The organism is Vibrio sp. MACH09 (genome assembly GCF_033238805.1).
In the GTDB taxonomy this organism is placed as follows: domain Bacteria; phylum Pseudomonadota; class Gammaproteobacteria; order Enterobacterales; family Vibrionaceae; genus Vibrio.
Genome location: NZ_BSFZ01000002.1, coordinates 661,219 through 687,895, shown reverse-complemented (window position 1 = coordinate 687,895; position 26,677 = coordinate 661,219). Strand labels below are relative to the sequence as shown.

Genomic DNA, 26,677 nt, shown 5'->3' with positions numbered 1-26,677 from the left:
CCTTAGCCATCCATTTTTTCTTAGCCATCGACTCGTTCTTAACAATCCAGTCGTTCTTAAAAATCCAAGTCGCCAACACTGCTCCATTCATTACTTAACATCTTCCATACTCATACCACTACTGCGTATCGCACTGCCATCTTCGGCATATATTTCACTGGCCATCTCAACCAATATAAATGGCATGACGGCGTCGATACGTTGGGCTTGCATAAAGTTTAGTGATATATCTGGCGGATAGATAACCCCAACAGGTAAATCTTTCGCCTGTGCCTCTTTATTTAATATCTTAAGGCCATATAACGCCGCTTGATACGCGTTGTTTACAAAACTGGTCCCTACTGACATCAATGCGCTTTCGCTACTGCCATTCACCGCTTCAGGTACTGCGGTCAATAGAGGAAGTTCAGCAGAGTACTGATTTATTTCACCGATTCTGCGTAATAAACTTGAGCTACCGGTTAACCATAAAATGGAGTGAGACAAGGTTGGATCCTGTTTACGCATCTGGTTAACTTGCTGCTCCATAACCGCCTGCAATTGGCGTTTAGGATCATCTTCATCGACAGAGAGTGCGAACACTTGCATCCCTTGTTTTTCTGCTTGAGATTTAAGCGGCAAATATTGCGTCAAATACGCACTTCGGTTGCTCTCTGCGTATAGCACGCCAATTTGCGTCAGCTCTTCATCAAACTTCTTAATAAAACTGAGTGTTACCGACGCCGATAAGTTGAGAGAAGTAAAGGCAAAATTATTGCCTGAGCCCGAATAGTCTTCAATCAGTTCCAACAGTACAGGATCTTTGGCATTCACAGACACCACAGGCACTTTTCCTCCTGCGTACTGTTTATAGATGGTTGCCGTCGCTTTAGAACCAACGGTATAGAGCAAATCCGCTTGCTGCTCCATTGTGTTTAACCAACTCGGTAATTGCTCCTCTACATCACTGAGTAAAAAGAGGCGGAACTGAATGTTCTCAGCCTGCTTTTTATACACATTAAGCATGGTCTTTAATGCCGTATCATACGATTTGGCAGGTTTGGATAATATCATCCACACCTTAGTCTGCTTACTGATGCTTGACAGCTCAAGAGAGTTACCCGATGTTGAGACATTCCAACTGCTTTCTGCTTCTACCTTAACGTCATTACCCAACCAGTACGGCCACGATTCATCACTAGTGGTCTCCGCCAGCACGCTGCTAATGCCACAAAGTAACAATAAAAGGATAATCAACTGTCGGCTCATTGTGTCACCTCAACGTTGGCATCTTTTTCCCATATATACATAACCAATGTGGCGATCACAAAGAAGCCAGCCAAAGCGTAAAACGCCATTTCTGCCCCCAGCATATTAATCAGCATGGCAACAACAATTGCTCCTAAAACATGACCTAAGCGCTCAAGGAAGCGATAAGTAGAAGCAATGGTGGTGTCTGAATCGGCTTTTGCTACGCTGACCACATGGCTAATAATTGGCGCATTGATAAAACCGTGAGAAATCCCCATCACCAGCATTGCCACCATGGTCATATTAACCACCACGGTACTCGACTCAAACGTGACAGCATAACCGAGTAGTCCCAAGGAGAGTACAGACACTACACTGCCTGCGGTTAGCGCCATCTTGTAGTTTTGTCGGACATCTATACGCTTTGCGGCTTTACCACTGGTCAACAGCACCGCACAAGCATAAGCCATCAATACCTGACCAATACTCTCTTTAGATACGCCCTGATTATTTAGCAATATCGGCACAGCATAGGTCACGACCCCGGTTAGCATCATCTTGGTTGGTATCCCGACAAATAAGATGGTGCGAAAAAAAGCTCGCTGTCTGAGTAACTGAGCCGAATGAACCAAGGTCAGATTTAATTGTGATAAGAAAGACTGTTTCGATGAATGCATTGACGCCATGCGAGGTAGCAAAGTAGCAAAAGCCAACACCACCACGCCTGAGCATGCTGACAACAAGAAAATACCCTGAATACCTATATAATCCACCAGCAATGCACCAATCGATGCACCAGCAATAAAGGCGGCATTAAAGCAGAACACAATAATTGCGGCGGCTTGTGTTTTGTTGTTCTTGTTACTGAATCTTAGAATATACCCTTGCACCGAGATAAAGATGATCGCTTGGCCGATACCCGCAACAAAACGAGCCGCGAACACCGCCATAACCATATCGGTATACGCTAACAGCAAACTACTTAGTACCGATAAAATAACCCCAATATTGAGGACATTTCGAATCGCGTAACGCTCAATCAGCCTCGATGCTGGCAATAAGGTTAACGCAAAACCCACAAAATAGACGGTAAAAATGTAGGAAGAGAGCGCCATCTCTCCCCCACTGCTGGCGACCACACTTTCTAAGTAAGGAGGCAGCACTGGCGCCATAATGGATTCCATCAATACGGCGGCGAGAAAAAGAGGTTTTAACCGTTCTAATACGGTGTCAGATGGCGCTTGCCGCTCTGGTGTATGTAATATTCTGGCAAAGACAAAGCAGATAAGTGCACAGCCAATAAATAGAATAACGAAACTCTTCACTATCTTAGCTAGATTGGACACTAATTTTGCCGCACTAAAACTGATCTCTACCTGATTACCACCACCTACCGAGTATTGATAATCCGAGAAATCATTCATGGTGGTTAGGCCACCTTCGCTAGAACTTGAAGCGATAATGGCGCCATTCTGTCGAACCAAAATTGATGATACTTCGTCATTAGAGACTCGGTAGGTATTTAATAGTTCGTCTAAACCACTTACCCGATGAGCACTGATATCGCTATTAAGGACAGGCGCCATTCGCTGATTAAGAATATTTGCCATGGAAGCCGCTTTACCTTCTAACCCGGTTCGGTACAAGCTTACGACCACAAAAATTACCGCCAGCGTCACCGCGGCAAAGACCAAGCTAAAGCGTTTTACGTATTGATTTGGATCGCTGTTTCTTAATAAGCTCCATAAAAACAGCAACACCAATGCGATACAGATCGCCACCAGAGAGACAAACTCACCGCGAACCGACTGCTCTATCACGCTGTCGTTAATCACAATTTCTAACCGTCCCACTTCAGTAAATTTATTGTTTAGCGGGATCTGTAAAAAAGTGCCTATACTGGCATCATTGTACTGATAAAGGGGTTTTTCGTCGGCTACAATGCGGATATTCGTCACCGCGTCATTAACCGACACAATAGGTTTAAGAACCGTCTCCAAATTGGCAATATCATAAATGGGAACCCCTGAGCCCAACACTTGTTCGATGCCAATTTTTACCGCTTCTGCTTGCGCTAAGACCACTTCACTGGTTTGCTGCTTATAACTTTTTAAAGCCTGCGCATAACCGATGACAATCACCAGCGATACTGATAGCGCAACCAGCACTATCCCAGACAGCAAAGTAAAATATGATCTCTTATCACTCATCGTGAATTAACCCGCCTTATCCAATTGTTCAAACTCACTATTGAAACAGTGCGCAACTGTGGTTGGCCGACTCTCTTTAAGGTGAATCAGTCGGTTAAAGACCATTGACTGCACCAAGTCGGTATAACTCATATTCTCATTGTGTAGATCGTGACATACCAAGCTCACCTTATTACCACACGGCATTTTGAGATCCGGTTTAGGATTGGTTTCCAGCACGTACAGTGTCCCTTTATCATCCATGCGCAGATCGACCCTGACTAAGGTTTGTAGCGCCAAAAGTTGATATATTTTCTCTCCGATACTGGATAACTCAGCTCTCAATGCTTCATCACGAACCGCCAACAAACGATCTTGAGTAATGGGTTTTACATCCATTGAGGTAAATATCGCTTCATCACTGCCCAATACTCTCTCTGTGATGGAAAATGAGAATGGTTTACCTAAGCGATGCAACGCGCCTTGACGAAAAACCGTCTCTCCAGCCACCGCCACGACAAACTCTCTGCCGGATAAATAAGGTTCTATCAGCACGGTATTGCCCGTTGCTTGCTGAACCTTGCTGACCACTTCATCGAGTTTTTCTCGTTCAAAAACGGGATAAACATGGATAGATGCACGCCCAGACACAGGCTTAACAATAAAGCCTTTGCTAAAGCGTTCTTCCATACTATCTAGCTCTCGTTGACAAGCGGGACTGAGTACCGATTCATCAGCTTGTAAGGTGATAAATGGCGCGGTCCTAATTCCCGCGGCACCGATTTCATGTTTAAACAGGTGCTTATTATCCAATATTCCCGCCGTCATTGGTGAGTGACCCACGTAAGGCACACCTAACATCTCAAGCAGTGAAGGCAAATGGCACATAGAGTCAAACCCTTGTAACCCTCCGCTATTGGTAATAACTAAATCAATCTTCTCGTTGGCTAACTGAGCGGCAAGATGGCGATCTTCAGCCAGTACCGAAACCGACTGAAAACCAACACTCCGCAACGCGTTAGCGATGTCATGTGCCACAGGCTGATAAGTTTTGGTGGAACGAGGATTAAGGTTTTTATAAATAAAGGCCTCACTCTCCTCATTGTCTCCACCGTGGATGACCGCCAATTTAATATGGTCGCGTATCCACGCCATTTGTGATGTTGAAAAGACGTTACTGTTCATTATTACTACCTATGTTTAGTCTCGTCCTTTGAAACTGATTAACCTGTGTCATTACTGCTAACTACTTAATTTAAAACTGAGAAGCCAAATAATTTAAAACTGAAAAATTAGTTGGCTTAATACAAATAACTACTTGATATCAAACTCAAACACGCCGTTGTTGAAACCAACATGAATATGACCAATAGGCAGTGACTCACTCATTCGGGTGATACACATATTGGCCAGTTCCGGCATCAGTTTGCGGTTGATGATCTGCTCCACTGCCCGAGCGCCGGTTTCTGGCGAGTGGTTTAATGCAACCAGTTGAGAGATAACGGCATCATCGTAATCAAAGCTGGCGCCATAATGCTCAAACACACGTTTCTTAATTCGATTTAATGACAGACCGGCAATCTTGGCCATTTCTTCATCATTAAGCGGAAAATATGGAATGATGGTTGCGCGACCTAAGAAGGCCGGTTTAAAGAACTGTTGCAGTTCAGGGAAGATCGTTTCTGTTAGCTTAGCGACACTTGGTCGGTGTTCCTCACAGGCATTAACCACGGCACTATCTGCGGCATTAGAAGTCATGATAATGATGGTGTTCCTAAAGTCGATATGACGACCTTCACTGTCGGCAATACTGCCTTTGTCAAAGATCTGATAGAACACGTCATGAACACTTGGGTGCGCTTTTTCCATCTCATCAAGCAGCAACACGCTATACGGATTCTTACGTACCGCTTCGGTTAGTATTCCCCCTTTGCCGTAGCCAACATACCCGGCTGGAGAACCTAGCAACATAGAGATTTTGTGCTGCTCTTTAAATTCCGTCATGTTGATGGTGGTAATATTGTTCTCGCCACCATAGAGCAAATCCGTCAGGGCTAATGCCGTTTCTGTCTTACCCACTCCGCTTGGACCACACATTAAAAAGACGCCAACAGGTTTACGTGGATCCGTTAATCCTGCTCTCGACATTCGTATCGACTGTGCGATTTCGTTAATTGGGGTCGTTTGGCCTATAACCCGCTGCGCAATATGTTTCTCTAGCTGCATTAGGCGTTCTACTTCTTTCTTCAGCATATTGCCTACCGGAATACCGGTCCAAAGCGAGATCACTTCCGCAATGGTTTGATGCGTAACCTGAGGTAACACTAGAGGTTGTTCCCCTTGCAAGGCTTTCAACTGCTGCATCTTCTGCTTAAGTTGCTGTTTTTCGTCCAGCTCGCTAAGGCTCTCTCCCTCTAAGAACTTATCATCCAGAGTTGTCTGTAAGGCCAGGATGTCACTTACCAGTGCTTTCTCTTGATCCCAGCGCGCCTCTAATGCTTTGTGCTCTTCCTGTAGAGAGATAAGTTTTTGCTGGTAACTGTCGAGATTGTCGCTCTCAATAGACCACAACGCATTTTCATGCTTAAGGGAGGCGATTTCATTTTCGGTATAGCTAATCTGTTCCGCGAGACCTTCTAATTGAAACGGCGTGGCACTCTGGCTTAACCCGATTCTTGAACAAGCGGTATCCAATAAACTGATGGCTTTGTCAGGTAGTTTACGCTCTGGTAAATAGCGGACAGATAATGTGACTGCTGCATCAATGGCTTCACGCAACACTTTGACATCATGATGTTTCTCTAGCGCAATTTTGACACCACGAAGCATTTGAATGGTATCTTCTTCGTTTGGCTCTCCTACAGAGACCACTTGAAAACGTCGGGTCAATGCCGCATCGCTTTCAAAGTACTGCTTGTATTCTGCCCATGTTGTTGCCGCGAGAGAGCGGAACTCTCCACGAGCTAATGCGGGCTTGAGAATATTGGCCGCGTCATTCTGTCCTGCCGCGCCACCTGCACCAATCAGAGTATGTGCTTCATCAATAAACATGATAATGGGTACTGATGACTGCTTAATCTCGTTGATAATATCTTTTAAGCGGTTCTCAAACTCGCCTTTAATGCTCGCACCAGCTTGTAGCAGTGACAGATCTAAACTTCTCAGTTCAACGTCAGCTAACGCGGGTGGTACATTGCCATCCACTATCTGTTGAGCGAGTCCTTCTACAATGGCGGTTTTCCCCACTCCCGGATCACCGACCAGAATAGGGCTGTTTTGTCTTCTGCGACACAGAATATCAATGGATTTTCTGATCTCGGAGCTACGGCCGACAATGGGATCTAGCTCGCCATTACGTGCTGCGTCGGTCAGGTTGCGAGAGTACTTATCTAGAGCGGTTGTCGCACCGTCACCTTGTTGCGACACTGCACCAGACATCTGCGCCGGTTGGGTCATCTGTGCGGAAGAGGATTGTGCCGACTGGGACTTTAGCCACTCTGACGAGATGGTACCGATCCAAGCGCTTAGCGCTCCATTATATGACCCCTCAGTTACTCGCTGCTTAAGCACCAGCAGAAGATGATACTCATTCACCACCGCCTGCGAGTGATCTAATGAGGCCAACATCCAGCTGTCTTTGAGTAACTCCACAAGGTTTGCCGCCAAAGATGGAGCGGTATCATTCCCTTTTGAATAGCGAGATAGCTGCTGGTTAAGTTGATCGGTTAATGTCTCCTTGGCGACGGCCGTTTTGAGCATGGCTTGATGCCAGCCCATCCCACTCTCCTGAAGTAGCTGAATAAACCAGTGCTCTAACTCAATGCTGTAATGCGTACGGGCTAAGCAGTCTCCTGCCGCCGCTTCTAAGGTAGACTTCAACTCAGGTGACAGTCTTTTTACCAAACTTTGTAATTCAATGTTAACCATAATTAGCTCGCTTTCAGTGGCATTTCTACATACTGTGTGACACTATTTTTCCCTTCCATCCATGCGGATTCTCCCAGTTTCAAACCGGCTTTTGGGTTATAAGCCAATTTCAAACCCGGAAGGTACTTCCCATTTACTTTCATATGCAAACTGACATTTACGTTCACCCCTAGATAGATTTTCATCATTTGATAAATGCTTTGGGTTAACGTTGGATTCTTATTAATTTCTTGATATTGGCGATAGTTAGCCGGACAGATTTTTACCAACAGTTTTTGTCCTACCATGGCAGCATTCTGACCAATCAATGCTCCCATCCCCAACGATTGGTTTTGCCCTGTTAGGCCTATACGAGTTAACGAGCAGGCCGTTAATGGTTGATATTCAACGGGAGAGTGCTCTATCTCAAAATCGTACTGAAAATAGTCTTGAAGTAGCTCTTTTAACACCAAAGGAGAGGTGAGTTTCATTCCTATAAGGCTGGTATATTGAATAAAATGGCTGTTAGGAATCAGCGGGCTCTTTTCCAATACACCCGTAAGATTAGCTAACAGATCCGATACCGACTTCTGGTAGTTTTGGGTATTCCACTCAAAAGTCTCTTCTTCCAATAGGTCCACCATACTGTGCTTAATTTCACTGGCACAGTAGAGGCGGTAGTATCGACTATTGAATACGTTATAGAAGTCGAGAGAGGCGTAGTTACCCTCATCAAACAGAGCGTTAAGGGCCTGTTTATTGACCGAACGTTGTAGAACCCCTTGGTTGCCTGACAGGCCGGGCAAGCTGGTTTTAATCAGCCAGTAGCCACTCTTTTTCTGCGCAACAGAGGTCACTTCAGAGCGATAATAAGCGGGTAGATTTTCGCTGGCAAAACGTACTTTTGGCCGCACATTCATGCTTTGAGCATGGTGTTTCATCAACTGCCATGCGCGATGAAGCTGTTTGTCGTAGTTTGCGGATTGTAGAAGATTTATAACAGGCTCTTGCATCCTGACCTCCTAGCAAAACGCTTATAGATTCCCTCTTTGCCACGCAATTTCACATCGAGCTGGGTAAAGCTGTTGAATCCACAAAAATAGCTAAAGAAATGATCCAGTAGCGTTGAAAACAGCTCGACACCACCATTGAGCCCTTTGTCGTCTAGCGTGACTTCTATACGTGTACCGTAGGCGAAACAGGATTTTCCAGAGACACGAATAGGCGCAACTACATGCTCTTGTTCAATGGCAGATATTGACTCTATATACGCTGTGTTTTGAGGGTTCTTATTGTGATTATAAAGATGAAAAATATGCTTCAAATTAGCAACAGGGTCTTCTCCCCCCAACACCGCTTGGTAATTAAACTGTAGGTGTGACAAGAGTATCCACGCACTCATTTGTGAATCGAGATTGCTGACCGATGTTGTCGGTCGGCGATATAGACTCATGGTGCCGGGAATGGTTAGCGCATCACGGCAGCGAATATCACTATTCGCTGACAATAACGAAGCCTTGTTGCCATTGGTACAAGTGACATCCGCCACCCATGTCCTCGCATCATTATGAAGACAGCTATTATCAAGATCCGCAACCTGAAAGCTACTTTGCAAGCGACCACTCTCTTTCATTGATTGGGTCAGATTCCAATGCAGCCCTTTTGACAGGCTGGCAAACTTATTGCTGTATATCTGTGGGATCTCTAAAGTCTGGTTTTGGGCGATATCCAACACTCGATCAACCGAAAACAGCTCTGACGCATCAGGGTTTGAGGCGTCAATAACGATAGGGTATTGCTTACGGGTAAAGTCTATCGACAACGGCTCAGTTGTGGTTTTAAATAGATTGATGACCGGTACGCTATACAGCTCAAAATTTTCCCGACTCACCGCTCTGGCCAACTCTACAGATAGCTCGGTTAAATAGAACTGCAAGGTAAATCGGTTACCCTGAATTTTTTTGCCAGCTTCTATCTTGTTATCTTTGTCTGAGAGATTGACTTTCAAGCTGTTAAATTTATCCGGAAACATAAAAAATTCCGTCAATAATTTATAGCCATCAAAAGTCACTGATTTGTACGGTAGCATCGCTTGATCTATATCGAAGCCGACATTGGTTAAAGCATCAGCTCCGAGTGTGATTGTTTGCTCGCCGCATTGAATACAGATCTGTGAAACTGAATGATAAATTAAGTCGTACAGCCTTAGGATAAACCCTGAATCTCCACGTAAGTTGAGATCAAGATGATCAATATTCAGTTCTGAAATTTCTATCCCTTCATCTACCGCAACAATATCCAACTCAATAAGTGCCTTTGAGTTTTCTGCCCCTCTCGGTTTATCATTTTTAAAAGGAGCAAAATGGACATTCACCTCATCCAGTTGCAAAGGATAAAGGGTGATGTCTCGAGTGGTACAAAACAGGGCGCTATTGCCCTCTTTGTCTTTCACTTCAAACTCTGTGCCTTTCGCTATGGGATGCTTGGCGCTGGCATCTTTACCGATATCAATATTAAGCAGGCTATATGAGGGAATCGGGCGCAAATAGTGCGGATACAACAAGCGAATAAGGCTTTCTGTAAGCTCTGGAAATGAGTCATCCAATTTTTGTTGTAGCCTGCCATTTAGCAATGCCACGCTCTCTATCAACCTAGCAATTTGAGGATCATCCACACTCTCATTGCGAATACCAAGAGCGTCAGCCGTTCCGGGATGACGGGCAGCAAAGTCACTCGCTTCTTCGCGCAAAAAGCGCAGCTCTTGTTCAAAATAGGAGAGTAATGACTCAGACAAGATTTGATTTCCTTATATCTAATTTACTGGTGGCAAAATCAAGAAAAGAGTCCAGCACTACCGCTTCATTGCCCATCTCGGTGTTCATCACCGCAGAGATGCGAAACTGTAGTCTGTTTTGTTGAATGCTCTCTTCTGCCAGTTCAAGCTCAACCTGAGTTAAACGCGGTTCAAATTTTCTGATCACTTGGGTGATGTCTTGCAAAACCACATCGCTATTTGCTTTGCTTTGAGAGCGAGCCATATTTTGCAAACCTAATGTCGCGATGGTTCCCTGAAACTTGCTTAACTCCACCCCTTCAGGCCAGATAGGTGCGCGACTAGAAATTAGCGAGCAGATGTTCTCAATAATGGAGTCACGAACATCGTCACTGCTGTTTTTCCAGCGTCCATTTAGTTTCGCTACTAAACTCATGCGGCTTCTCCAACTTCTTTATCAGACACCGAGGTAGCCAACACAATATGCGCATCAAGAATTTCATATTGATATTGAGGTTGTAGGGTAATTTTGCACAAGTAACGGGTTTTATCTTGAGGATCCTCAACCAGATCGATATTGCACGATTTTAGAGGGTATCGCGCCATTACCGCATCCTCTCCATAATCCACTTCACTTATGTAGTTACGCAGCCATTTCTCCAAACTGCGACGGCAATCATCGGCGCTATGGTAACTACCAAGCTGATCTCGTATTTGCGCTTTAATGTAGTGACCAAAACGACAAGCCATTAAGTTGGTTTGTAGCATGCCTAACAAACGAGAAGATTCGTTCGGTGCATGCCAAACCGATTGGTTGCTAAAAAAGCCATTTTGTTCGGTAAGATACAGGCTAGATAAAGGAACAAAGCCTTGTTCAGCCCAAAATCCATCATCTTCGCTAAATATCTCTACCCGCCCAGTGATCTCTTGTCCTGCAAACTCGGGGACAATGGCTCCGTAAGATCCGAACTCATCGTAAGCACGCAGAAAACCAAACCAACTAATACGGTCAAACTCGCGCAGAACATTCCCCGCCAACAGATACACTGAGTTACCCCATAAGGTACTCTGTTCATTGTGCTTCTCATTAAACACAAATCCCGCAGCACAGTTGTTCCATGCTGTTCGCTGAAAATACTCAGGCAAGACTAAATGAAGAAAACGAGACGACTCACTGGTTCTCAACAGCTGCCAGCTTTGAAAATCTCGGCTATCAAGAATACGTTTGATTCTCGCACTGTCATGCAGTTGACGGCTCTGATCATCACCAAAAAAGTGAGGATTAACCCCTAGCAGTACCGGACATAAAGCGCGCTCACCCAACTCAGAAATAAGCTGTAAGGTATAGAGATCATCAAAGTCTTGTTGGTCAGAGAAGTCCACCGAAACTTTATGATCCACCACCAACATACCGAAAGGATTCCCTCCAGCGGTATCCAGCTCCTGCATATAGACTTTTTTGTACAGTGTGCTGCGCTTAAGATCGAACGATAAATTCAGGTCGGTAGATAATCTATTCCAGCTCATATCCAGCAACTTGATTTTAATTCGTCGCTGAGAAACCGGCAGATTGCACAAGCCATATAGACCTGACCAGCTCGACTCTAACGCTTTAAACTCTTTATGCTGAATGACATCAGAAAGCTGTTCACTCAATAACTTATCTATTTGAGCAATGGAGGAGGCAAGTATTGCTTTGAATTGAATATCATTTTGTTGCGATGCAGCATCCGCTAACATCGTTAATGCATCGTCCCCTAAAATGTTTCGCAAATCTGAACTCAATTTCGGGTTATCCATACAATATCCAATTCAAAGCAATTCGGGGACTTTCATCCCCGAACAGATTTAGCCCGGTATGTTCGCTACCATACGCAATGACGTGGTTAACTCTTCCATCTGTAACCATGGACGCAAGTAGGCGACAGCAGAATAAGCTCCAGGGCGACCCGCTTGCTCTTCTACCGTTACTTTTGCTTCCACTAATGGATGTCTTGCTTTCGCTTCGTTACCGATAGCATTCGGGTTCACGTATTGATGGATCCAAGTGTTCAGATCTTTCTCTACATCACCCGGTTCAAGGTTTGAGCCTATACGGTCACGCCCCATCACTTTCAGGTATTGGGCAATACGGCTACTGGCCATGGTGTACGGAAGACGCGCTGAAATAGCAGCATTCGCCGTCGCATCTGGATCAGTATACGTTTTTGGTTTATGCGCAGTTTGAGCACCCAAGAAGACAGCGTAGTTGCTGTTTTTGTAATGCACGAGAGGTAAGAAACCTAAATCACTCAACTCTTTTTCACGCTCATCCGTCAGGTTAACTTCGGTTGGGCACTGCTGTAGAAGATCTCCAGCATCAGACTGATAGGTAAAGTTAGGAAGGTTTTCTACTTTACCCCCATTCTCAGCACCACGAATAGCCGTACACCAGCCAAACTGCGTGTATGCCTGTGTCATTAGCAAGCCGTGCTCATAAGCGGCGTTGCTCCAGACAAAATCATTTTCTGAATCGACCGCTTTAACGCCGTTTTGCTTAGACGCAAGCTCTTCAAAATCAAATGATTTAACTGGCACAGTGTCGGCACCATAAGGTAGGCGAGCCATTGTTTTTGGTAATGTAAGTGCAACGTAGCGCGAATCATCGCTGGCACGGAATGCATTCCAACTGGCGTAAGCAGGCGAATCAAACCCAGCCGCTACAGGTTTGCCATCGGCAAAGGTAGCAAAAGAGTTGAAATCAAACATGCTGGCGCTTGCTGCGGCAATAAATGGGGAGTGAGATGCTGATGCAACTTCGCCCATGTAACGCAGTAGTGCAACATCTTCATCACCGTAACCAAACTCATAGTCGCCAATTAATGCGCCATAAGGTTGACCACCGGCGGTACCAAACTCTTCTTGATACACCATGGTGAAAAAGCGACTACGATCAATCGCAGGTGCGTCTTCGAACTGCTCTAACAGTTCATCTTTTGTGTAATCAACCAGTTTGATCTTAAGATCCGGTCCAAGCTCACTGTTTTTAACCAGCTTTTGCACCCCTAACCATGTTCCTTCTAACTTCTGGAAATCGTTATTTTTCATTACGCCAGAAAGTTGTTCAGAGATCTTACCGTCGATTGCTTGTATCGCTTTCTCGATGGTTAGTGTTAGGTTTTTATCCCAAGTAACTGTGCCGTCTAACGCTTGAGAAGTCAGAATGCTCAGCAGTTCTTTGGTGGTATCCACTGGCGTTTGAGCCGTCGCGCCAATTGCACGCTCAAGAATACTCTGCTCTACCGTTTCTTGCCCTTGTGCTGGGCTACTTTGTTGTTCAGTAGACATTATTCGTCTCCTCCTTTACCAACACCCAACTCTTCCGCTAACCCTTGAATAGCGTCGGTACTTTGCAGTACTTCTTTCAATAACTTTTCTAGGTCACGAGAACGATCAGCCTTGCTGAGTAGCACTTTGAGCTGGTTTCTTGTTTCAACAAGTTGTTTAAGCGGGTCAATTTGTTCAACCAGATTTTCTGGGTGAAAATCTTTCATCGAACGAAACGAGAGGTTCACTTCAAACTGGCTATCATCGTCTGCCAGTTTATTGTCTACTTTATAAGATAGTTGAGGGCCAATTTGTCCCATTACGGAATCAAAGTTGTCTTTATCTACTCCAGTAAACTCACGCTCATCTAAATCGGCTTTTTGGTCTTCTGGTTTGTGTCCAGAGAAATCACCGATGACACCGACAACAAACGGTAATTCTTTGGTTTCTACCGCTCCGTTTGTTTCAACATCATAAGTAATACTTACTCTGTTTTTGCTTACGCGTTTATGCTGTGAATTTAATGCCATGACAATTTCCTAATTGTAATGTGTACTACTTATTCTGAGCTTAGCTAGTCACTAGCTAAGCTCAGGGATTAGAACTACTTAGCGCCTGACAGAAGCTTAGCTTGAGGTACGTTATACGTAACGATACCACCATCTTTCACTTCACCGCCTTCTAGTTCGTAGTTGTGTTTCTGAGATATCTCTACATATGATAACGCTGCACTTTCGTATGGTTGAGCACCATCAGAACCGCTAACGTTATAAGAGACTAAACGAGCGTTGCTCAGTTTAATTTGGAAATAAACAATTGCGCCTTGTCCTGTTGGTTCAGGTTTAGTAAACGCAATCTCAACGGTTTTACCTTCTTTACCTGGGTTGAATAGGAAAGACAGCAAATCTTCTGATGCACCATCAACTTGCTTGGCAATGTTAACTTCGCTCATTGCAACCATACCGGAATCGGCATTGTTGCCATTACCAATATCCATAGCAACGTTACGAACACCACCCCAACTGTATGAGCTGAGTGCAAACCAACCGGTTCCGTCCAGGCCTTCAACTGTCGCTCCGCCTTTAACATCAACACCGTCAATACGCATATAAATACTTGCCATAATGATCTTACTCTCTTTTAGTTGTTGAAAAGTTACCAGCGCAAACTCGATGATGAGCTGGACGTTTTCTTGGTTTCACTTTGTTGTGTACTATCCACATCACTAGACGCGCTAGCAGATGCAGTGGAAGTCCCCATATCAAGGGCACTATGAGTTGCCGCAGGTGTTGCAGCAGACCCTTTTTCTTTTGTCGTGTGACGAGTAGCAATGGTCGGCAGCGTTGTCTGTTCTGTCTGATCCAGCCCCGCCATTGTAAATATCTGTTCTGAACTGCCCTGCTTCTCTGCTAATAGTTCATTAAGCAAGTCTGGCAAAGGCATGTAACCCCAACGGATGGCTTTCTCGATAAGAAACGACACAGGACTGTGCGGCTCACTTACCCGGAAAAACTCCGCTAACTCTCGCAACTGATGAAACGCTTTATCGCGATTCATACTATTGGTGCTGGCAACATCGGCTAATGAATGTCCTTGGTCCATATGCATTTCCTGCTGAGAGTAAACCGTCTGTTGAGAATAGACGTCTGTATTAGACTCTTGCTCATTATCAGTGGCTTGTTGTTGACTCTGCTGAGGCTCATTTGGCTGAGCAACATGACTGCTTTCGCTCTGCTGAGCATTTTCCACCAACTTCAAATTGGTAAGTTGAGTAATGGCGCTTTTAACCTTTTCTAATAGCTGCAATAAGGTTCGAAAATTAGGGGCAGAAGCACCATGTTGCTGCGCCTCTCTTCGGCTGGTGTTTGCCAACTCTTGCAAAGCCGCTTCCGAGGCTGAAATATTTTTCAGTAAGGCTAATATGACTTCCCTACCATCTTGTAGGGTACGCATTGCTTCAGTGCGCAGCGCAGCAAGCTCTCCTTTCCTTTCTGCACTCTGATACTGGAAGAAGGTAATTTTCCCCACAATAGGCATCATTAAAATCGGAGCGTAAAGAAGACTGCTCTCTTCACTTTCTCCAAGCAACTGGTTAAAAGCATTTAGCTGTGCGGTGCAACGTTCACTTTTCTGACCTTGTTCGGTCTCAGATTTCAATTTCTTTTCAGGCAAAATTGGCTGTACGGCATCCCAATTTTGTTTTGTTAGCTGAGCAAACCAGTCCGTTGCTATTGCAAAACTGGTTAAGCTCTCATCCAGAATAATCTGTGACGCTAACATCCAACCAATCAGCTCAATATCTCGAGACTGTGACGAGAAGGCAGTGAATAAACTGTCTGAGATCACCGTCCAGTTGGCGATGTTCTCATCGTGCAGCGTATCAAGTTCACTGGCATCGGGGTTTTGCGTTAACTTTCTTAATGAAGTTAACGCAACATTAAACTCATTTCGCAGTGGACGATATAAGCTTCTATCCCCTTTAAGATAGACTCCGCACGGCTCATCATCTGAGATGGGCTCTAATAGTTGCTTGGCAGTTTCTTTAGTAAATAGCAAAGTTATTTATGGCCTTTTTTAATTACACTGTGGTTTCTCTTGGGGTAATAAATGCGGTTGCGGTTGTCGCTATTGCACCTAAACCATTTCGGGTTACCGACTCCACCACAAACTCTTCACCATGAAGAATGCCTTTGCCTGTCGTTAGCTCACTGAGCCGTGCTGCTACCAATTTATCTTCACTGGTAAACTCAACACTATAACCGTCTGTATATTCTTGAACGTACGAAGCGGATAAATCTTTCAATTTATCGATATAATTTACGCCTTTGTTGTATTCGGCTTGGCTAACAATCTCTGTGCTACTCATTAAAGAGAGGAATTTCATTGGGTGTGCAACAAATCCTGAACCCATAACGAGAGCGGCAATAATGGGGGTAGTTACCACGGCACTTTGGAACCATTCTGAGAAGGTTTTATGATCATTCAGCATGCTGGTCGTTGAACCACGTTTGTCCCACTCTTTGCGCGCTTTCTTCAGTACTTTTCGTACCAAACTGCGTTGAATCATGTAATCAAAGAAGTTAACCACGCGCTCTAGCATGCCTGATAACGCGCTCACTAGTGTGCCGACACCAGCAAATGCATCACCTGCTGCCTCCAAACCAATTTTTGTCGTCGCGATGGCAGTTTTCTTAAGTCCACCAGCCACACCTACTGCAGAGTGACGTGCCAACGCATTGGCAATGATACTTGGATGACCACCTAACAGTTCAACACCTCTTCCTGCATACATCTGAGTAATCAGGTCTTTTGACTTGAAGATCGCTTGCTTAACACCTGAGTAGATATCAACCGCATTTTGAACATAACCCCAACCTGGAATTAAGGAAGATAAATTGCCCGCAAACTCAGCGACCATCCACCCCGCGTATTCAGCAAACCAGCCTAAGTCTTCCAGCACATCTCCATAAACAAGCTTGGCTTTTTCTACTAAGCCGCGAAAGAATTCTGAAATGTAGGTTTTGATTTTTTGTATAACAGCAGAAGTGGCTTCTCCAACGACAGAGACAGTCTCAATGAGTTTTTTACCCGTTTCGCTTTTTTCAATAAGTGATTTGGTTTTCGACGCTACACCGGTTTTATCGATGATAGCCATAGAGACATTTTTTAAGTCTGAAAGCGGCTCAGCGCCAACAACAAAATTATCAAACAAGTGACCGGCAGAAAACGATGGCACTTTTACATAATCCGTTTTAGCAAGCATGTACATCGCACCCATTCTTGCATCAGCCATTTCTTGAGTCTGAACACCTACTGCTGTATCTGTTGTTTTTCCGTAAAATGTGTCTTTCACGCGACGCTTATAAACTTTAAATTGCATTAGGCATTCCCCATTTTAAATTTTGCGTAGTGCAAAATATTAATTTCGTCAAACTTAGTTCTGCTTATTTTCTTATACTTTCTTATAATTGATAAATATTGTAAATGTATTTATCAATTATATAACACTGTTCAGACCACAACTTTATAATTTAGAAGTCACTAATTTAACTTGCAAATGTCTTGGCTCACAAAAATTATTGAACACAATTGTAAGCCGCATTACAAAATTAACAGACCCTTTATTATCAATCACTTATATAGACACAGCTAATTTCTGCCTAGATAATTAAATAAAAAACTAAATTATAAATGGATATTCATTAGTCTTGTTTATAATTCGTATTTTTCAAATATTAATATCTCAATTCTAAACATTAGAGTTTTTACTCTCTCGTTACTCATTGATGTTTAACAACTTTAACATTTATGCTAAATGTTAAAATATGCCATTTTTGTGAAGGTAACCATGCCATTCTCGATGATGTTTTTATGAGGATTTAGTGCAAATACAGTCCTCTTCTCTGCTTCCAATTGGACTCGATGTAAACTAGAATCATTTCGTTCCCTCCCATTTGTTCCCATTCAGGTTTAGCCAATGTCAAAACAGAGTTCATGGAAAACGCCACATTATTTTCTGATCATTATTTCCATTATTGTTCCAGTGGTATTTTCTAGCTGGATGGCGCTATTAAATAATTTTGTTATTGAGAAGGCACAATTTGATGGGGCAGATATAGGATTACTACAAAGCGTACGTGAGATTCCGGGATTTTTGGCGTTTAGCGTCATTTTCGTCCTAGGCTTTATCCGGGAACAACGCTTATTAATGCTCTCGCTCGCAAGCCTAACTCTCGGTGTCGCCATCACCGGATTCTTTCCATCCCTCTCTGGGTTGCTAATGACGACGCTAATTATGTCAATAGGATTTCATTATGTTGAAACACTAAAACAGTCGCTGTCATTGCAGTGGTTGACTAAGGACGAAGCGCCGGAAGTCTTGGGTCAACTTATCTCTGTTGGTGCCATGTCATCACTTGTCACTTACGCTATATTGTGGCTTTTACTGGAACAGTTTCATCTCGACTATAAATGGATTTATCTGATTGCTGGCGGAAGCGGATTTATGCTGTTGATTGTCACTGCTTTTGCTTTTCCTCAATTTTCATCCCATACCGAGCAGACAACTAAACTGGTGCTGAGAAAACGCTACTGGTTATATTACGCATTGACCTTTATGAGTGGTGCAAGAAGGCAGATTTTCACCGTATTTGCTGGTTTTTTATTAGTCGAAAAGTTTGGCTATTCCGTTGCCGATATCACGCTACTTTTCTTAATTAATTACCTGTTTAATTTTTTATTTGCGAAGAAGATCGGTCGTTTTATCGGCAAGGTGGGTGAAAGGAATGCGCTGATATTTGAGTACACAGGACTGTTCTTTGTTTTTCTTGGTTACGCCTTTGTCGAGTCCTCCGAATGGGCAGCCACTTTGTATGTCATTGACCATCTGTTTTTTGCCTTAGCACTGGCCATTAAAACCTACTTTCAAAAAATTGCTGATCCGGCAGACATGGCTTCTACTGCCGGAGTCAGTTTTACCATTAATCATATTGCCGCGGTAGTTATTCCCGTCATTTTTGGCGTCGTCTGGTTAACATCACCTGCACTGGTCTTTATTGCAGGAGCGGTTATGGCTATCGTGTCATTGCTGCTCTCTTTTAATGTTCCGGCCATACCTCAACCAGGGAATGAAGCAAGGTTATTTAAAGTGAGCTAAGAAAAACTACCATGTTTTAAAAAGTGCAATACGTGAGTGATAACCTGTCTATTTTGCATCATGAACGAATGAGTGACTGGCAACTGAAGATGCTGACTCATTCCCTCTAACCGAGTGCTTTCAACAGAGACTTTACCGTCATTTGGACGTGGTAGAAGTGTGGATAGCAGCAAATTAACTGAGCGTGTTCCTGCAATTACACCTAGCTCAAAAGTTGCTGGGCCTAGCTGTTTTACAAGGCTATGACTGTCGGTGCCAAGCTGCAAACCCGCAGGGCCATTAATAAATTTAAAACCCACAACGTTCTTCAACACGTCAACGACTTCACTACCATGATTTGGTGGCCCAAGCATCACAACCCTAGCTAACGATTCCATAGTGTGTTGCTTTAGATACTGTCTTAATAGTATTCCCCCCATTGAATGCGTGACAAAGTGAATCTGTTCGGCATCCTGACAACGGGCTAGCGCCTTCGAGATTGCCTCGTCAGCTAATTGTTCTATTGGCATCTTGGTGGATGGATAGCCAACATTCACCACTTGGTAACCGTGCTCAATTAAACTATTTTCTAACCGTTTAAATGAACGTTTTGTCCTAGCGAGACCATGCAGTAACACCACATATTGGGGGCGATTGTTTTGCTCTGTTCTATCGTCAGCCATCTGCTCACCATTTCAAATTACCAAGTGTTGTATGCCTTAATACGATCACTCTGAAGCACCAAATAGAAACAGCGGAAGCTAGAGAGTTATCACTATACTCAAGTGACCTCAAGATACAGAATTCTGAGCAACATCAACAAGTTCAGTTCAAGAAAGATAATGGAAGGAATGGCATTCCCTTTCAAGATTATCTGCATACAATTCATATGATAAAACAGATTACCATGCTAACGAGTCCGGACAACAGCAGATGCCCACTTAAACGTCGATCAGATAATGATGATAATGAATGGACAGGGGGTAACTTACTGATCATTGAGGCTGCTTTTTTGGTACTAATATCAGGACTATTTTTCAGCGAGTGCCGCTCTTTTCCTGACACCATAAAGAAGCTAGCAAGCAACCACTGAGCGATAGCGGCATAGAAAAAATAGTCATTAACAAACACGAAAGTGAACCAATCTGTTAGCCACTCAATCAGAAGCAACATCAATAATGTCAAACCGTTGGATAACGCAACAAACCACAGAATCGCCATCAATACCCCTACTATTTCGCTTTTTTCTACCTTACCACATTAATTCTTATCGACTTATATGTTAATAAAAACAATATGTTAATAATTTTTCTAATCTCGATCGCGGACTATAGCTTAGATGAACAAATTGTAATCTTCCGTTTAGAGTAGATTTAAGCGTCTCTTTTAATATTGCTTTCAACCGCTAAACCGCCAGTAAGCAAAGAGAGAATACAATATGAAAAAAATCGCCATTATTACGTCAATTATTATTGGTGCGCTTTCTATTTCTGCATACAGCACAGCAGAAACCTCAGAGAGTAAAACCGATGTGACAACAGAACAAGTCGATAAAAAACCAGAGGTACTGGAATTTTGTAACAACAATAATAATTGTCAACGTTCGGATCGTTCTTCCGCTGAACAGTTTCACGCAGAAGAGAATACAGATTACCACCGACACCATGATGTAAATGGCCATAATGCACATAATGGCGAGCGTAGCCATGAAAGTAGAGGGCATCACAATAGCGATCGACAGAAAGGTCATAACACGAACAGACATAACGATGGTAGCGGTATGCACTTATTTGGGACACATGGCTAATTATTAGTCAATGCAGCACCGATCATCCACATGCGACTCTAGCTAAATATAAGGTGACTGATTATAGTCACCTTATCTCATTCACTTTTGGATCAAACAGCAACAATATGAAAGTACTGTTAGTTGAAGATAATAACGATCAATCACAATTTATCAGCCAAAGTTTGCTTGAAGCGGGCCACCAAACCGACAACGCTCAAGATGGGCAAGCTGGTTTGCTGTATGCCATACAAAATCAATACGATGTCATTATTACTGATCGAATGATGCCAAAAATGGATGGTTTACAAATGCTTAAAGCGTTAAGAGCATCTGGCAAACACACACCTGTGCTAATACTGAGTGCATTAGATAGTGTCGAAGAGAGAGTGGAAGGACTAAGGAGTGGCGGTGACGACTACCTTATTAAGCCATTCGCGTTTAGTGAATTATTAGCTCGAATAGAAATTTTATCTCGTCGAGTGACTTCTTCACATAACGACGATCACCTTTTGCAAATAGATACACTAACGCTGGATCTATTCTCAAGAAAAGCATCACGAGCAAAACAGTCTATACAATTGAACACTCGCGAGTTTCAAATCCTAGAATATTTTATGACCAATGCTGGTCGTGTAATTACCAGAACCATGCTATTAGAACGAGTTTGGAATCATCATTTTGACCCACAAACCAATGTTATTGATGTGCATATTAGTCGGTTACGAAAAAAGATTGATCTCGATAGCGAACATCCCCTTCTTCACACAGTTCGTGGTGCCGGCTATATACTGGAACGACGAAAATGAAATGGCTAAATGACCCTTTTCGTGGTTTTCTAACTCTATATGGATTGCTGATCGTTATCAGCATCATTTTCTTGTTCTTTGCTAAACAAAATCTCAATGATTGGTTTTTAGAAAAAAGCGCCCGGCCATTACTCGATGCACAACTAACCATTATTGAAAACAAGTGGTCGAATGAAGGTCCATCGTTGACTCGACGCTACCTCAAACAGAATGCAGCAACACTTTTTGACTACCAACTATCCAAACCAACGACAAGCAAATCATTATCATGTTGCACCAGCAATAAAGAGAAGCATCACAAAACAATCCCAGAGAACAAGGAAGAGCGAAATCATCATTTTACGATTAACACCTTGACCAAAGGTGAGACGACGGAACATTCTGCCACAATTGCGACCATACTTCCCGCAGGAAACTATTGGCAACAACTCACCATATCTATAAACCTTGATTATTTTCAAGAGCAGTTCTCTTCGTTTAATGTATTAATCTACACCATTGTCACTATCCTATTATTAGGCTATTTAATTGCGCTCTTAGCGATCAACAAAATCAAACGACGCTTAGTCGATATAAACCAAACCAGCCAAGTGATTCGAAAACTTAATGATTTAACTCAAACCATTCCAGCCGATAACTTAACTGGCCCACTTGCTGAGACTATTGAACAGTTAAATTTAATGTTGATGGATATACAACACTCTGTCGACATGACTAAACAGCAAGCCAATAACATTGCTCATGACCTTCGCACGCCTCTTACTATGGTGTACAACAAGGTTCAGTTGCTTTCAGCACAACATCCGGATTTAGCTGAGCTAGAAGTCTTGTTAGGAAAACTGTTAAACACTTTTAATCTGTTATTAAGAATCCACCGACTTGAGTCAAATGGAGAGTCCGCAAAGCTTACCCGGCTACCATTAAATGATATCGTTAATGATGTTACTGACCTTTACTTACCTGTTCTTGAAGAAAAGGAGCAAGTACTCACTTACAAAATAGATGGCAATATTAAAGTATTGGCAAGCGCTGATTTGCTATTTCAAGCTATCTGCAATGTGGTTGATAATGCCAGTAAGTTTAGCCCCAAGCATGCCCAAATTGAGATTTTCGCAGAGCAAAAAAATAGTTCCGTATCACTGTTTATTGCCGATCAGAGTGGCGGGGTAAATAGCCAAGAACAACAAAAGCTTTGCGATAAGTTTTATCGAAGCGACAGCAGTCGCCATTCAAATGGTAATGGCTTAGGGCTAAGCTTTGTTCGCGCAGCGATAGAAAGAATGGGCGGAACCCTCTCTATTACAAATAGAACAACCAATGGAAAAAGAGGATTATCTGTACAGATCACTCTAACTTGTTAGTCTCTTAACACCTCAATAAAGGTCACTAATGTTAACTATAAAAACAAACGCAATGACGAATAAATAGTAAAAACCCCTCAATTTTGCTAATTTGATCACTGTTATGCTCTAATTAAACAGTATTATTCATCTTATAGTCAACAATACTAACTCATAGTGCCTTTCTTTAGTTAAAAACAAAAAGAAACGTCATTATTCACCCTTTTACGTAAGAAAACACTATGTCTAAAGCAGCTGTCGGGAATCTATTCTCCATCTCCGCGTTCTTTCTATGGGGGCTGATTCCACTATATTTCCAGTTCATCCCTCAAGCTGATGTCATTGAGCTATTATCCATTCGTATTGTTGTCTCAATCGCTCTAATGTTGCTGCTTATTCTGTTTTTCACAAAATCTCTCAAACAGGTGACGGCCGTATTTGGTGATAAAAAGACCCTTTTACTCTGCTTCTTCGCCGGAGCGATTAATACTATTTCGCTCTATAGCATGACATGGGCATTGACCAACGGCGATGTACTGGCGGTGAGTCTCGGCTATTTTATTAATCCTATTCTATCTGTGATTCTCGGCGTGCTGTTTTTAAAAGATAGGCTGTCACTTGGTCAACGAGTTGCGGTACTGCTGTCGGTCATCGGCATCGGCTATCAAGTTTACTATTATGGTGAGTTACCATGGCTCTCTTTGGTAATGGCTGGCGCATTTGCTTTGTATGGCTTAATTAAGAAATTTATTAACCTTGACTCTATTACGACCACTCTTTTTGAGCTAATCACATTACTCCCATTTGCTTTGGTTGTTATTTGGTTTGGTATAGAGGGTCAGAACTCTGTATTAACTTCCGGTGATTGGCAACAGCTCGCATGGTATATAGGTGCTGCACCGGTTACGCTGTTACCTTTGGTTTTGTTTGCTATGGCTGTAGAAAGAACCACTCTGACCATGATAGGTCTCACTCAATACCTTGAACCTAGCTTACAGTTTTTGCTGGCTGTCTTTATCTTTGGTGAACTGTTTGAGCAAGCAAAGCTCGTGAGCTTTGCTTGCATATGGTTGGGGTTATTTCTTTGTACCTTTGAAGCGACACTTGTAAAAAGTGGTTTGTGGGCAAAATACAGTGCAATTCGAGCGAGTCGATAGCTAACGTCAGCGACTTTAAACTAATCCATCAATGGCAATACCACTCTCAGGCAGAGAAGCGGAAAAAAAGCGGCACACGGACGCACCAACATCTGACATGGTTGCTCTCTGCCCCAATTCCAAACTAGAAACGCCTTTTTTATACACCAGTAACGGGACTTGTTCTCGTGTGTGCTTAGTATGACCAATAAATGGATCATTGCCGTGGTCAGCCATCACCAACAAGAGATCTTGCTCGGTCAGTCGGTCAATTATGCCCGCAATGCCTTTATCTGCCTTTTCCAATACCCGCCAATACTGCTTAGGATCTTGTTGATGCCCTGCTAAGTCCGTTTCTTGAACATTCGCGCAGAAAAAACCGTGCTGTTCGACGAGCAAGTCTTGATGAAGTAGACGAAACACTTCATCGGTATCAACAATAGAGGTATAGGATTTTCCGTGTGGGTTCTGCACAATATCTGCAACCTTGCCATACAACCAAGTCGTAACACCGACCTTGTGCAATTGCCATGGCGCTTGAGTCATGGCGTCTACACCATAACCTAAATGGGCCACTTTAAACCCGTCCTCATACACACCGCTATCAGGAGAGTTAACACCAATATACCTTGCAACACCTTCACTGCTATTTTTGGTCTCGATGGCGTTAAAAATACTCTCCATTGATAACGGATTACCATCAAAAGTAATGTTGCCACCAAAAGCGATATTGCGGCTGACGGAATTTGCCTTTCGTACTTGTTCAGCCATAGAGAGTAACTGCTCAAAAGAGACCAAATTAAAGTTACAAGTAAGGTTATAAACTTGACCTAAATCGGCTTCTAAATTGTCACCAATTACAACGCCTTCATTAACCACCAATAAAGACAAGCCATCTTTATTACGGCGAGTAACACGATAGCCATGTTGCAATAACTGTTTTTCAATCCTATCCAGTGCGACTTGAAATGGTTGAACCAGCGGCGGTTTAGGGCAAGTTCCCATAATTTCTTGATGTCCCATAAAGGTATCCCCCCCCTCATGAGCCAAATTGGATCTGCCAGTGTTCGCCTTTGGATTGACCCTCATATTAGACTGATGACAAGCAACAATATTCTGTAACCCTAATGTTTCTAAAGTGGGTAAAGACTTCAATGGGAAATGTGCCAACAGCTTTCCAGCCGTATCTGAGCCACAATCTTGTGGCCTAACACGAGCGACATCCGGCATTTCACCGACACCAAAACCATCCAGCACCACCACCACAAATTTAGCCATTTGACACCTCGTTTCCTAATGCATCGTATAAGCCGAGCAGTGTAGGGGTGTTACTTGAAACTCCTTGAACGAGAGCCACATCGCTACGAGTAACAAAGACTTGAGTGCGAAAAGACATAATGACAGGCGCACCAATAGGGTGAAGGCCAGACAGCCGTAGATGATAATCTATGGCGTTGCTATCATCATTGAACACTGACACACGTTTAGCCTGCGAACCAGAAAACACCAGCGCATTTTCAAGCATGCCCCGGCGATAATAACCACCACCAAAACAATAACTGTTATTTGCATAATGATGAGACACCTCACTTAAATAGAGTGAGGCGATACGTTCAGTTTGCTCAGTAACCGCGTTGGCGGGCATGGTGCCCGTTAATGCATGTCCCGGCTCACCATGTGTACAACCATGGCTTGCAAGCAACGGTAAAGTCTCTATACAGGTTGAAGAGGGAGCGTTCACCTGACTGCACTCTATACCTAAGTCACTCAACAGCTTCTTCGCCTCAAGAAGAGTGGTTAAATTAGAGGTGGGCTGCGTTGTTCCAAGCGCCGCATCATATAAAAAGCAGGGGAAATGGGTAACCCCTGAAATCGTCACTCCCGGCATGGCTGTTATCTTCGACACCACATCATCAATATTGGATAATAAGAAGCCGGATTCTTGATTGACGTATAAACGATCTCGACTATGCAAAAATTTCAGTAACAGCCCCTGCTTCCTTCCTGCTTTTAACGCGGCATTTGATATTTGTTGCGCTTTCTCTACGCTATATACTGTAATGACTTCTGGTTGTATTTTGTTCACCAATAGATCGACCGTATGGCTGGGTGGTTGCACTAAATGGCCAACATTGGCGATGGGCAGACCATGACTCGCCATTCGTCGTGCTTCTTTAAAATCAACACATACAATACCTTCATAGCCGCACTGCTCCACCAATATCCGAGCAAGCAATGGGTTCCTGCCAAACTGCTTAGTCATTGCGTAAAGCCGTATTGAATATTTGTCAGCGACTCGTTTGAGCTGCTGTGCATTTTCTACAAACTGGTCCACATCAATGACCGTTGTATCCGGCAGCAATACTCCCTGATTAAATAACGAAACTGTGGCATTAATTAAATTGGGATTTTGCTTTTCTAAAGCATTTAAAAACATTTTCTCCCCTTTTTTAGACATAAGCTGACCCTACGCATCTGTTAAGACGCATACAGTTAATAACGAACATTAGCGTGTTGTATTAGTGGTTAATTAAAACTGAAGTCAGCTTAGCTATTTTTTAGTGACC

Annotated in this window: 22 protein-coding genes; 5 read left to right on the top strand and 17 right to left on the bottom strand. The window is 43.3% G+C overall.

Annotated elements, in window-relative coordinates; genetic code table 11:
- Nucleotides 1-90 precede the first annotated feature (90 nt).
- The 13 genes from CHJ_RS18385 to CHJ_RS18325 all read right to left on the bottom strand — a co-directional run bounded on the left by CHJ_RS18385 (nt 91) and on the right by CHJ_RS18325 (nt 17,284).
- Complete coding sequence (locus CHJ_RS18385) at nt 91-1,248, bottom strand: ABC transporter substrate binding protein (protein ID WP_171751220.1); 1,158 nt, start codon at nt 1,246-1,248, stop codon at nt 91-93.
- Nucleotides 1,245-3,440: an MFS transporter gene (locus CHJ_RS18380; RefSeq protein WP_317918560.1), complete on the bottom strand. Its 2,196-nt coding sequence runs from the start codon at nt 3,438-3,440 to the stop codon at nt 1,245-1,247. Before CHJ_RS18380 ends, CHJ_RS18385 begins: the two co-directional genes overlap by 4 nt.
- A gap of 6 nt (nt 3,441-3,446) precedes the next feature.
- Nucleotides 3,447-4,604: an ATP-grasp domain-containing protein gene (locus CHJ_RS18375; RefSeq protein WP_317918559.1), complete on the bottom strand. Its 1,158-nt coding sequence runs from the start codon at nt 4,602-4,604 to the stop codon at nt 3,447-3,449.
- A gap of 129 nt (nt 4,605-4,733) precedes the next feature.
- A complete protein-coding gene (tssH, locus tag CHJ_RS18370) occupies nt 4,734-7,346 on the bottom strand; it encodes a type VI secretion system ATPase TssH (protein ID WP_317918558.1) in 2,613 nt (870 codons plus the stop codon).
- Between the two features lie 2 nt (nt 7,347-7,348).
- Nucleotides 7,349-8,338 (bottom strand): type VI secretion system baseplate subunit TssG, encoded by a 990-nt coding sequence (locus CHJ_RS18365; RefSeq protein ID WP_317918557.1) that lies wholly within the window; start codon nt 8,336-8,338, stop codon nt 7,349-7,351.
- Complete coding sequence (gene tssF, locus CHJ_RS18360) at nt 8,320-10,119, bottom strand: type VI secretion system baseplate subunit TssF (RefSeq protein WP_171751227.1); 1,800 nt, start codon at nt 10,117-10,119, stop codon at nt 8,320-8,322. Before tssF ends, CHJ_RS18365 begins: the two co-directional genes overlap by 19 nt.
- Nucleotides 10,112-10,534 carry a type VI secretion system baseplate subunit TssE gene (tssE, locus tag CHJ_RS18355; RefSeq protein ID WP_171751228.1) on the bottom strand — a complete coding sequence of 141 codons (423 nt, stop codon included), beginning with the start codon at nt 10,532-10,534 and terminating at the stop codon, nt 10,112-10,114. Before tssE ends, tssF begins: the two co-directional genes overlap by 8 nt.
- Nucleotides 10,531-11,838: a type VI secretion system contractile sheath domain-containing protein gene (locus CHJ_RS18350; RefSeq protein WP_317919210.1), complete on the bottom strand. Its 1,308-nt coding sequence runs from the start codon at nt 11,836-11,838 to the stop codon at nt 10,531-10,533. Before CHJ_RS18350 ends, tssE begins: the two co-directional genes overlap by 4 nt.
- A gap of 108 nt (nt 11,839-11,946) precedes the next feature.
- Entirely contained in the window at nt 11,947-13,425 is a 1,479-nt protein-coding gene (gene tssC / locus CHJ_RS18345; RefSeq protein WP_171751231.1) for a type VI secretion system contractile sheath large subunit, read from the bottom strand.
- Nucleotides 13,425-13,934: a type VI secretion system contractile sheath small subunit gene (tssB, locus tag CHJ_RS18340; RefSeq protein WP_171751234.1), complete on the bottom strand. Its 510-nt coding sequence runs from the start codon at nt 13,932-13,934 to the stop codon at nt 13,425-13,427. Before tssB ends, tssC begins: the two co-directional genes overlap by 1 nt.
- A 74-nt stretch (nt 13,935-14,008) precedes the next feature.
- Nucleotides 14,009-14,527, bottom strand: coding sequence for an Hcp family type VI secretion system effector (locus CHJ_RS18335; RefSeq protein WP_171751235.1), 519 nt, complete (start codon nt 14,525-14,527; stop codon nt 14,009-14,011).
- A gap of 32 nt (nt 14,528-14,559) precedes the next feature.
- Nucleotides 14,560-15,960 carry an ImpA family type VI secretion system protein gene (locus CHJ_RS18330; RefSeq protein WP_317918556.1) on the bottom strand — a complete coding sequence of 467 codons (1,401 nt, stop codon included), beginning with the start codon at nt 15,958-15,960 and terminating at the stop codon, nt 14,560-14,562.
- A gap of 22 nt (nt 15,961-15,982) precedes the next feature.
- A complete protein-coding gene (locus CHJ_RS18325; protein WP_253821997.1) occupies nt 15,983-17,284 on the bottom strand; it encodes a hypothetical protein in 1,302 nt (433 codons plus the stop codon).
- 597 nt (nt 17,285-17,881) lie between these two features.
- On the opposite strand from CHJ_RS18325, the gene CHJ_RS18320 reads away from it, so the two are divergent.
- Nucleotides 17,882-19,060, top strand: coding sequence for an MFS transporter (locus CHJ_RS18320; protein WP_317918555.1), 1,179 nt, complete (start codon nt 17,882-17,884; stop codon nt 19,058-19,060).
- Here CHJ_RS18320 and CHJ_RS18315 read toward each other — a convergent pair.
- Together CHJ_RS18315 and CHJ_RS18310 are read right to left on the bottom strand one after the other, a co-directional pair.
- Nucleotides 19,057-19,722 (bottom strand): esterase/lipase family protein, encoded by a 666-nt coding sequence (locus CHJ_RS18315; RefSeq protein ID WP_171751238.1) that lies wholly within the window; start codon nt 19,720-19,722, stop codon nt 19,057-19,059. The genes CHJ_RS18320 and CHJ_RS18315 overlap by 4 nt on opposite strands.
- Nucleotides 19,723-19,924: 202 nt before the next feature.
- Complete coding sequence (locus CHJ_RS18310; protein WP_171751239.1) at nt 19,925-20,260, bottom strand: hypothetical protein; 336 nt, start codon at nt 20,258-20,260, stop codon at nt 19,925-19,927.
- A gap of 217 nt (nt 20,261-20,477) precedes the next feature.
- Here CHJ_RS18310 and CHJ_RS18305 point away from each other — a divergent pair, with 217 nt between their 5' ends.
- The 4 genes from CHJ_RS18305 to rarD all read left to right on the top strand — a co-directional run bounded on the left by CHJ_RS18305 (nt 20,478) and on the right by rarD (nt 24,131).
- Nucleotides 20,478-20,846: a hypothetical protein gene (locus CHJ_RS18305; protein ID WP_317918554.1), complete on the top strand. Its 369-nt coding sequence runs from the start codon at nt 20,478-20,480 to the stop codon at nt 20,844-20,846.
- A 107-nt stretch (nt 20,847-20,953) separates the two neighbouring features.
- Nucleotides 20,954-21,634: a response regulator transcription factor gene (locus CHJ_RS18300; protein WP_317918553.1), complete on the top strand. Its 681-nt coding sequence runs from the start codon at nt 20,954-20,956 to the stop codon at nt 21,632-21,634.
- Nucleotides 21,631-22,995: a sensor histidine kinase gene (locus tag CHJ_RS18295; protein WP_317918552.1), complete on the top strand. Its 1,365-nt coding sequence runs from the start codon at nt 21,631-21,633 to the stop codon at nt 22,993-22,995. The genes CHJ_RS18300 and CHJ_RS18295 overlap by 4 nt, the downstream gene beginning before the upstream one ends.
- A 221-nt stretch (nt 22,996-23,216) precedes the next feature.
- On the top strand, nt 23,217-24,131 hold the full coding sequence (gene rarD / locus CHJ_RS18290; protein WP_317918551.1) for an EamA family transporter RarD: 915 nt from the start codon (nt 23,217-23,219) through the stop codon (nt 24,129-24,131).
- A 15-nt stretch (nt 24,132-24,146) separates the two neighbouring features.
- Here rarD and CHJ_RS18285 read toward each other — a convergent pair whose 3' ends face one another.
- On the bottom strand, nt 24,147-25,388 hold the full coding sequence (locus CHJ_RS18285) for a phosphopentomutase (protein ID WP_317918550.1): 1,242 nt from the start codon (nt 25,386-25,388) through the stop codon (nt 24,147-24,149).
- Nucleotides 25,381-26,547 (bottom strand): YhfX family PLP-dependent enzyme, encoded by a 1,167-nt coding sequence (locus tag CHJ_RS18280; protein ID WP_317919209.1) that lies wholly within the window; start codon nt 26,545-26,547, stop codon nt 25,381-25,383. Before CHJ_RS18280 ends, CHJ_RS18285 begins: the two co-directional genes overlap by 8 nt.
- Nucleotides 26,548-26,677: the final 130 nt, after the last annotated feature.

Bases quoted from the DNA above. Each gene is read 5' to 3' on its own strand.
- CHJ_RS18280 (WP_317919209.1), bottom strand. From the start codon at position 26,547: ATGTTTTTAAATGCTTTAGAAAAGCAAAATCCCAATTTAATTAATGCC.
- CHJ_RS18300 (WP_317918553.1), top strand. From the start codon at position 20,954: ATGAAAGTACTGTTAGTTGAAGATAATAACGATCAATCACAATTTATC.
- CHJ_RS18325 (WP_253821997.1), bottom strand. From the start codon at position 17,284: ATGCAATTTAAAGTTTATAAGCGTCGCGTGAAAGACACATTTTACGGA.
- CHJ_RS18350 (WP_317919210.1), bottom strand. From the start codon at position 11,838: ATGTTAGCGGATGCTGCATCGCAACAAAATGATATTCAATTCAAAGCA.
- CHJ_RS18305 (WP_317918554.1), top strand. From the start codon at position 20,478: ATGAAAAAAATCGCCATTATTACGTCAATTATTATTGGTGCGCTTTCT.
- CHJ_RS18295 (WP_317918552.1), top strand. From the start codon at position 21,631: ATGAAATGGCTAAATGACCCTTTTCGTGGTTTTCTAACTCTATATGGA.
- tssC (WP_171751231.1), bottom strand. From the start codon at position 13,425: ATGTCTACTGAACAACAAAGTAGCCCAGCACAAGGGCAAGAAACGGTA.
- tssH (WP_317918558.1), bottom strand. From the start codon at position 7,346: ATGGTTAACATTGAATTACAAAGTTTGGTAAAAAGACTGTCACCTGAG.
- CHJ_RS18365 (WP_317918557.1), bottom strand. From the start codon at position 8,338: ATGCAAGAGCCTGTTATAAATCTTCTACAATCCGCAAACTACGACAAA.
- CHJ_RS18315 (WP_171751238.1), bottom strand. From the start codon at position 19,722: ATGGCTGACGATAGAACAGAGCAAAACAATCGCCCCCAATATGTGGTG.
- CHJ_RS18385 (WP_171751220.1), bottom strand. From the start codon at position 1,248: ATGAGCCGACAGTTGATTATCCTTTTATTGTTACTTTGTGGCATTAGC.
- CHJ_RS18320 (WP_317918555.1), top strand. From the start codon at position 17,882: ATGTCAAAACAGAGTTCATGGAAAACGCCACATTATTTTCTGATCATT.
- CHJ_RS18380 (WP_317918560.1), bottom strand. From the start codon at position 3,440: ATGAGTGATAAGAGATCATATTTTACTTTGCTGTCTGGGATAGTGCTG.
- rarD (WP_317918551.1), top strand. From the start codon at position 23,217: ATGTCTAAAGCAGCTGTCGGGAATCTATTCTCCATCTCCGCGTTCTTT.
- CHJ_RS18285 (WP_317918550.1), bottom strand. From the start codon at position 25,388: ATGGCTAAATTTGTGGTGGTGGTGCTGGATGGTTTTGGTGTCGGTGAA.
- CHJ_RS18375 (WP_317918559.1), bottom strand. From the start codon at position 4,604: ATGAACAGTAACGTCTTTTCAACATCACAAATGGCGTGGATACGCGAC.
- tssE (WP_171751228.1), bottom strand. From the start codon at position 10,534: ATGAGTTTAGTAGCGAAACTAAATGGACGCTGGAAAAACAGCAGTGAC.
- CHJ_RS18310 (WP_171751239.1), bottom strand. From the start codon at position 20,260: ATGGCGATTCTGTGGTTTGTTGCGTTATCCAACGGTTTGACATTATTG.
- tssB (WP_171751234.1), bottom strand. From the start codon at position 13,934: ATGGCATTAAATTCACAGCATAAACGCGTAAGCAAAAACAGAGTAAGT.
- CHJ_RS18335 (WP_171751235.1), bottom strand. From the start codon at position 14,527: ATGGCAAGTATTTATATGCGTATTGACGGTGTTGATGTTAAAGGCGGA.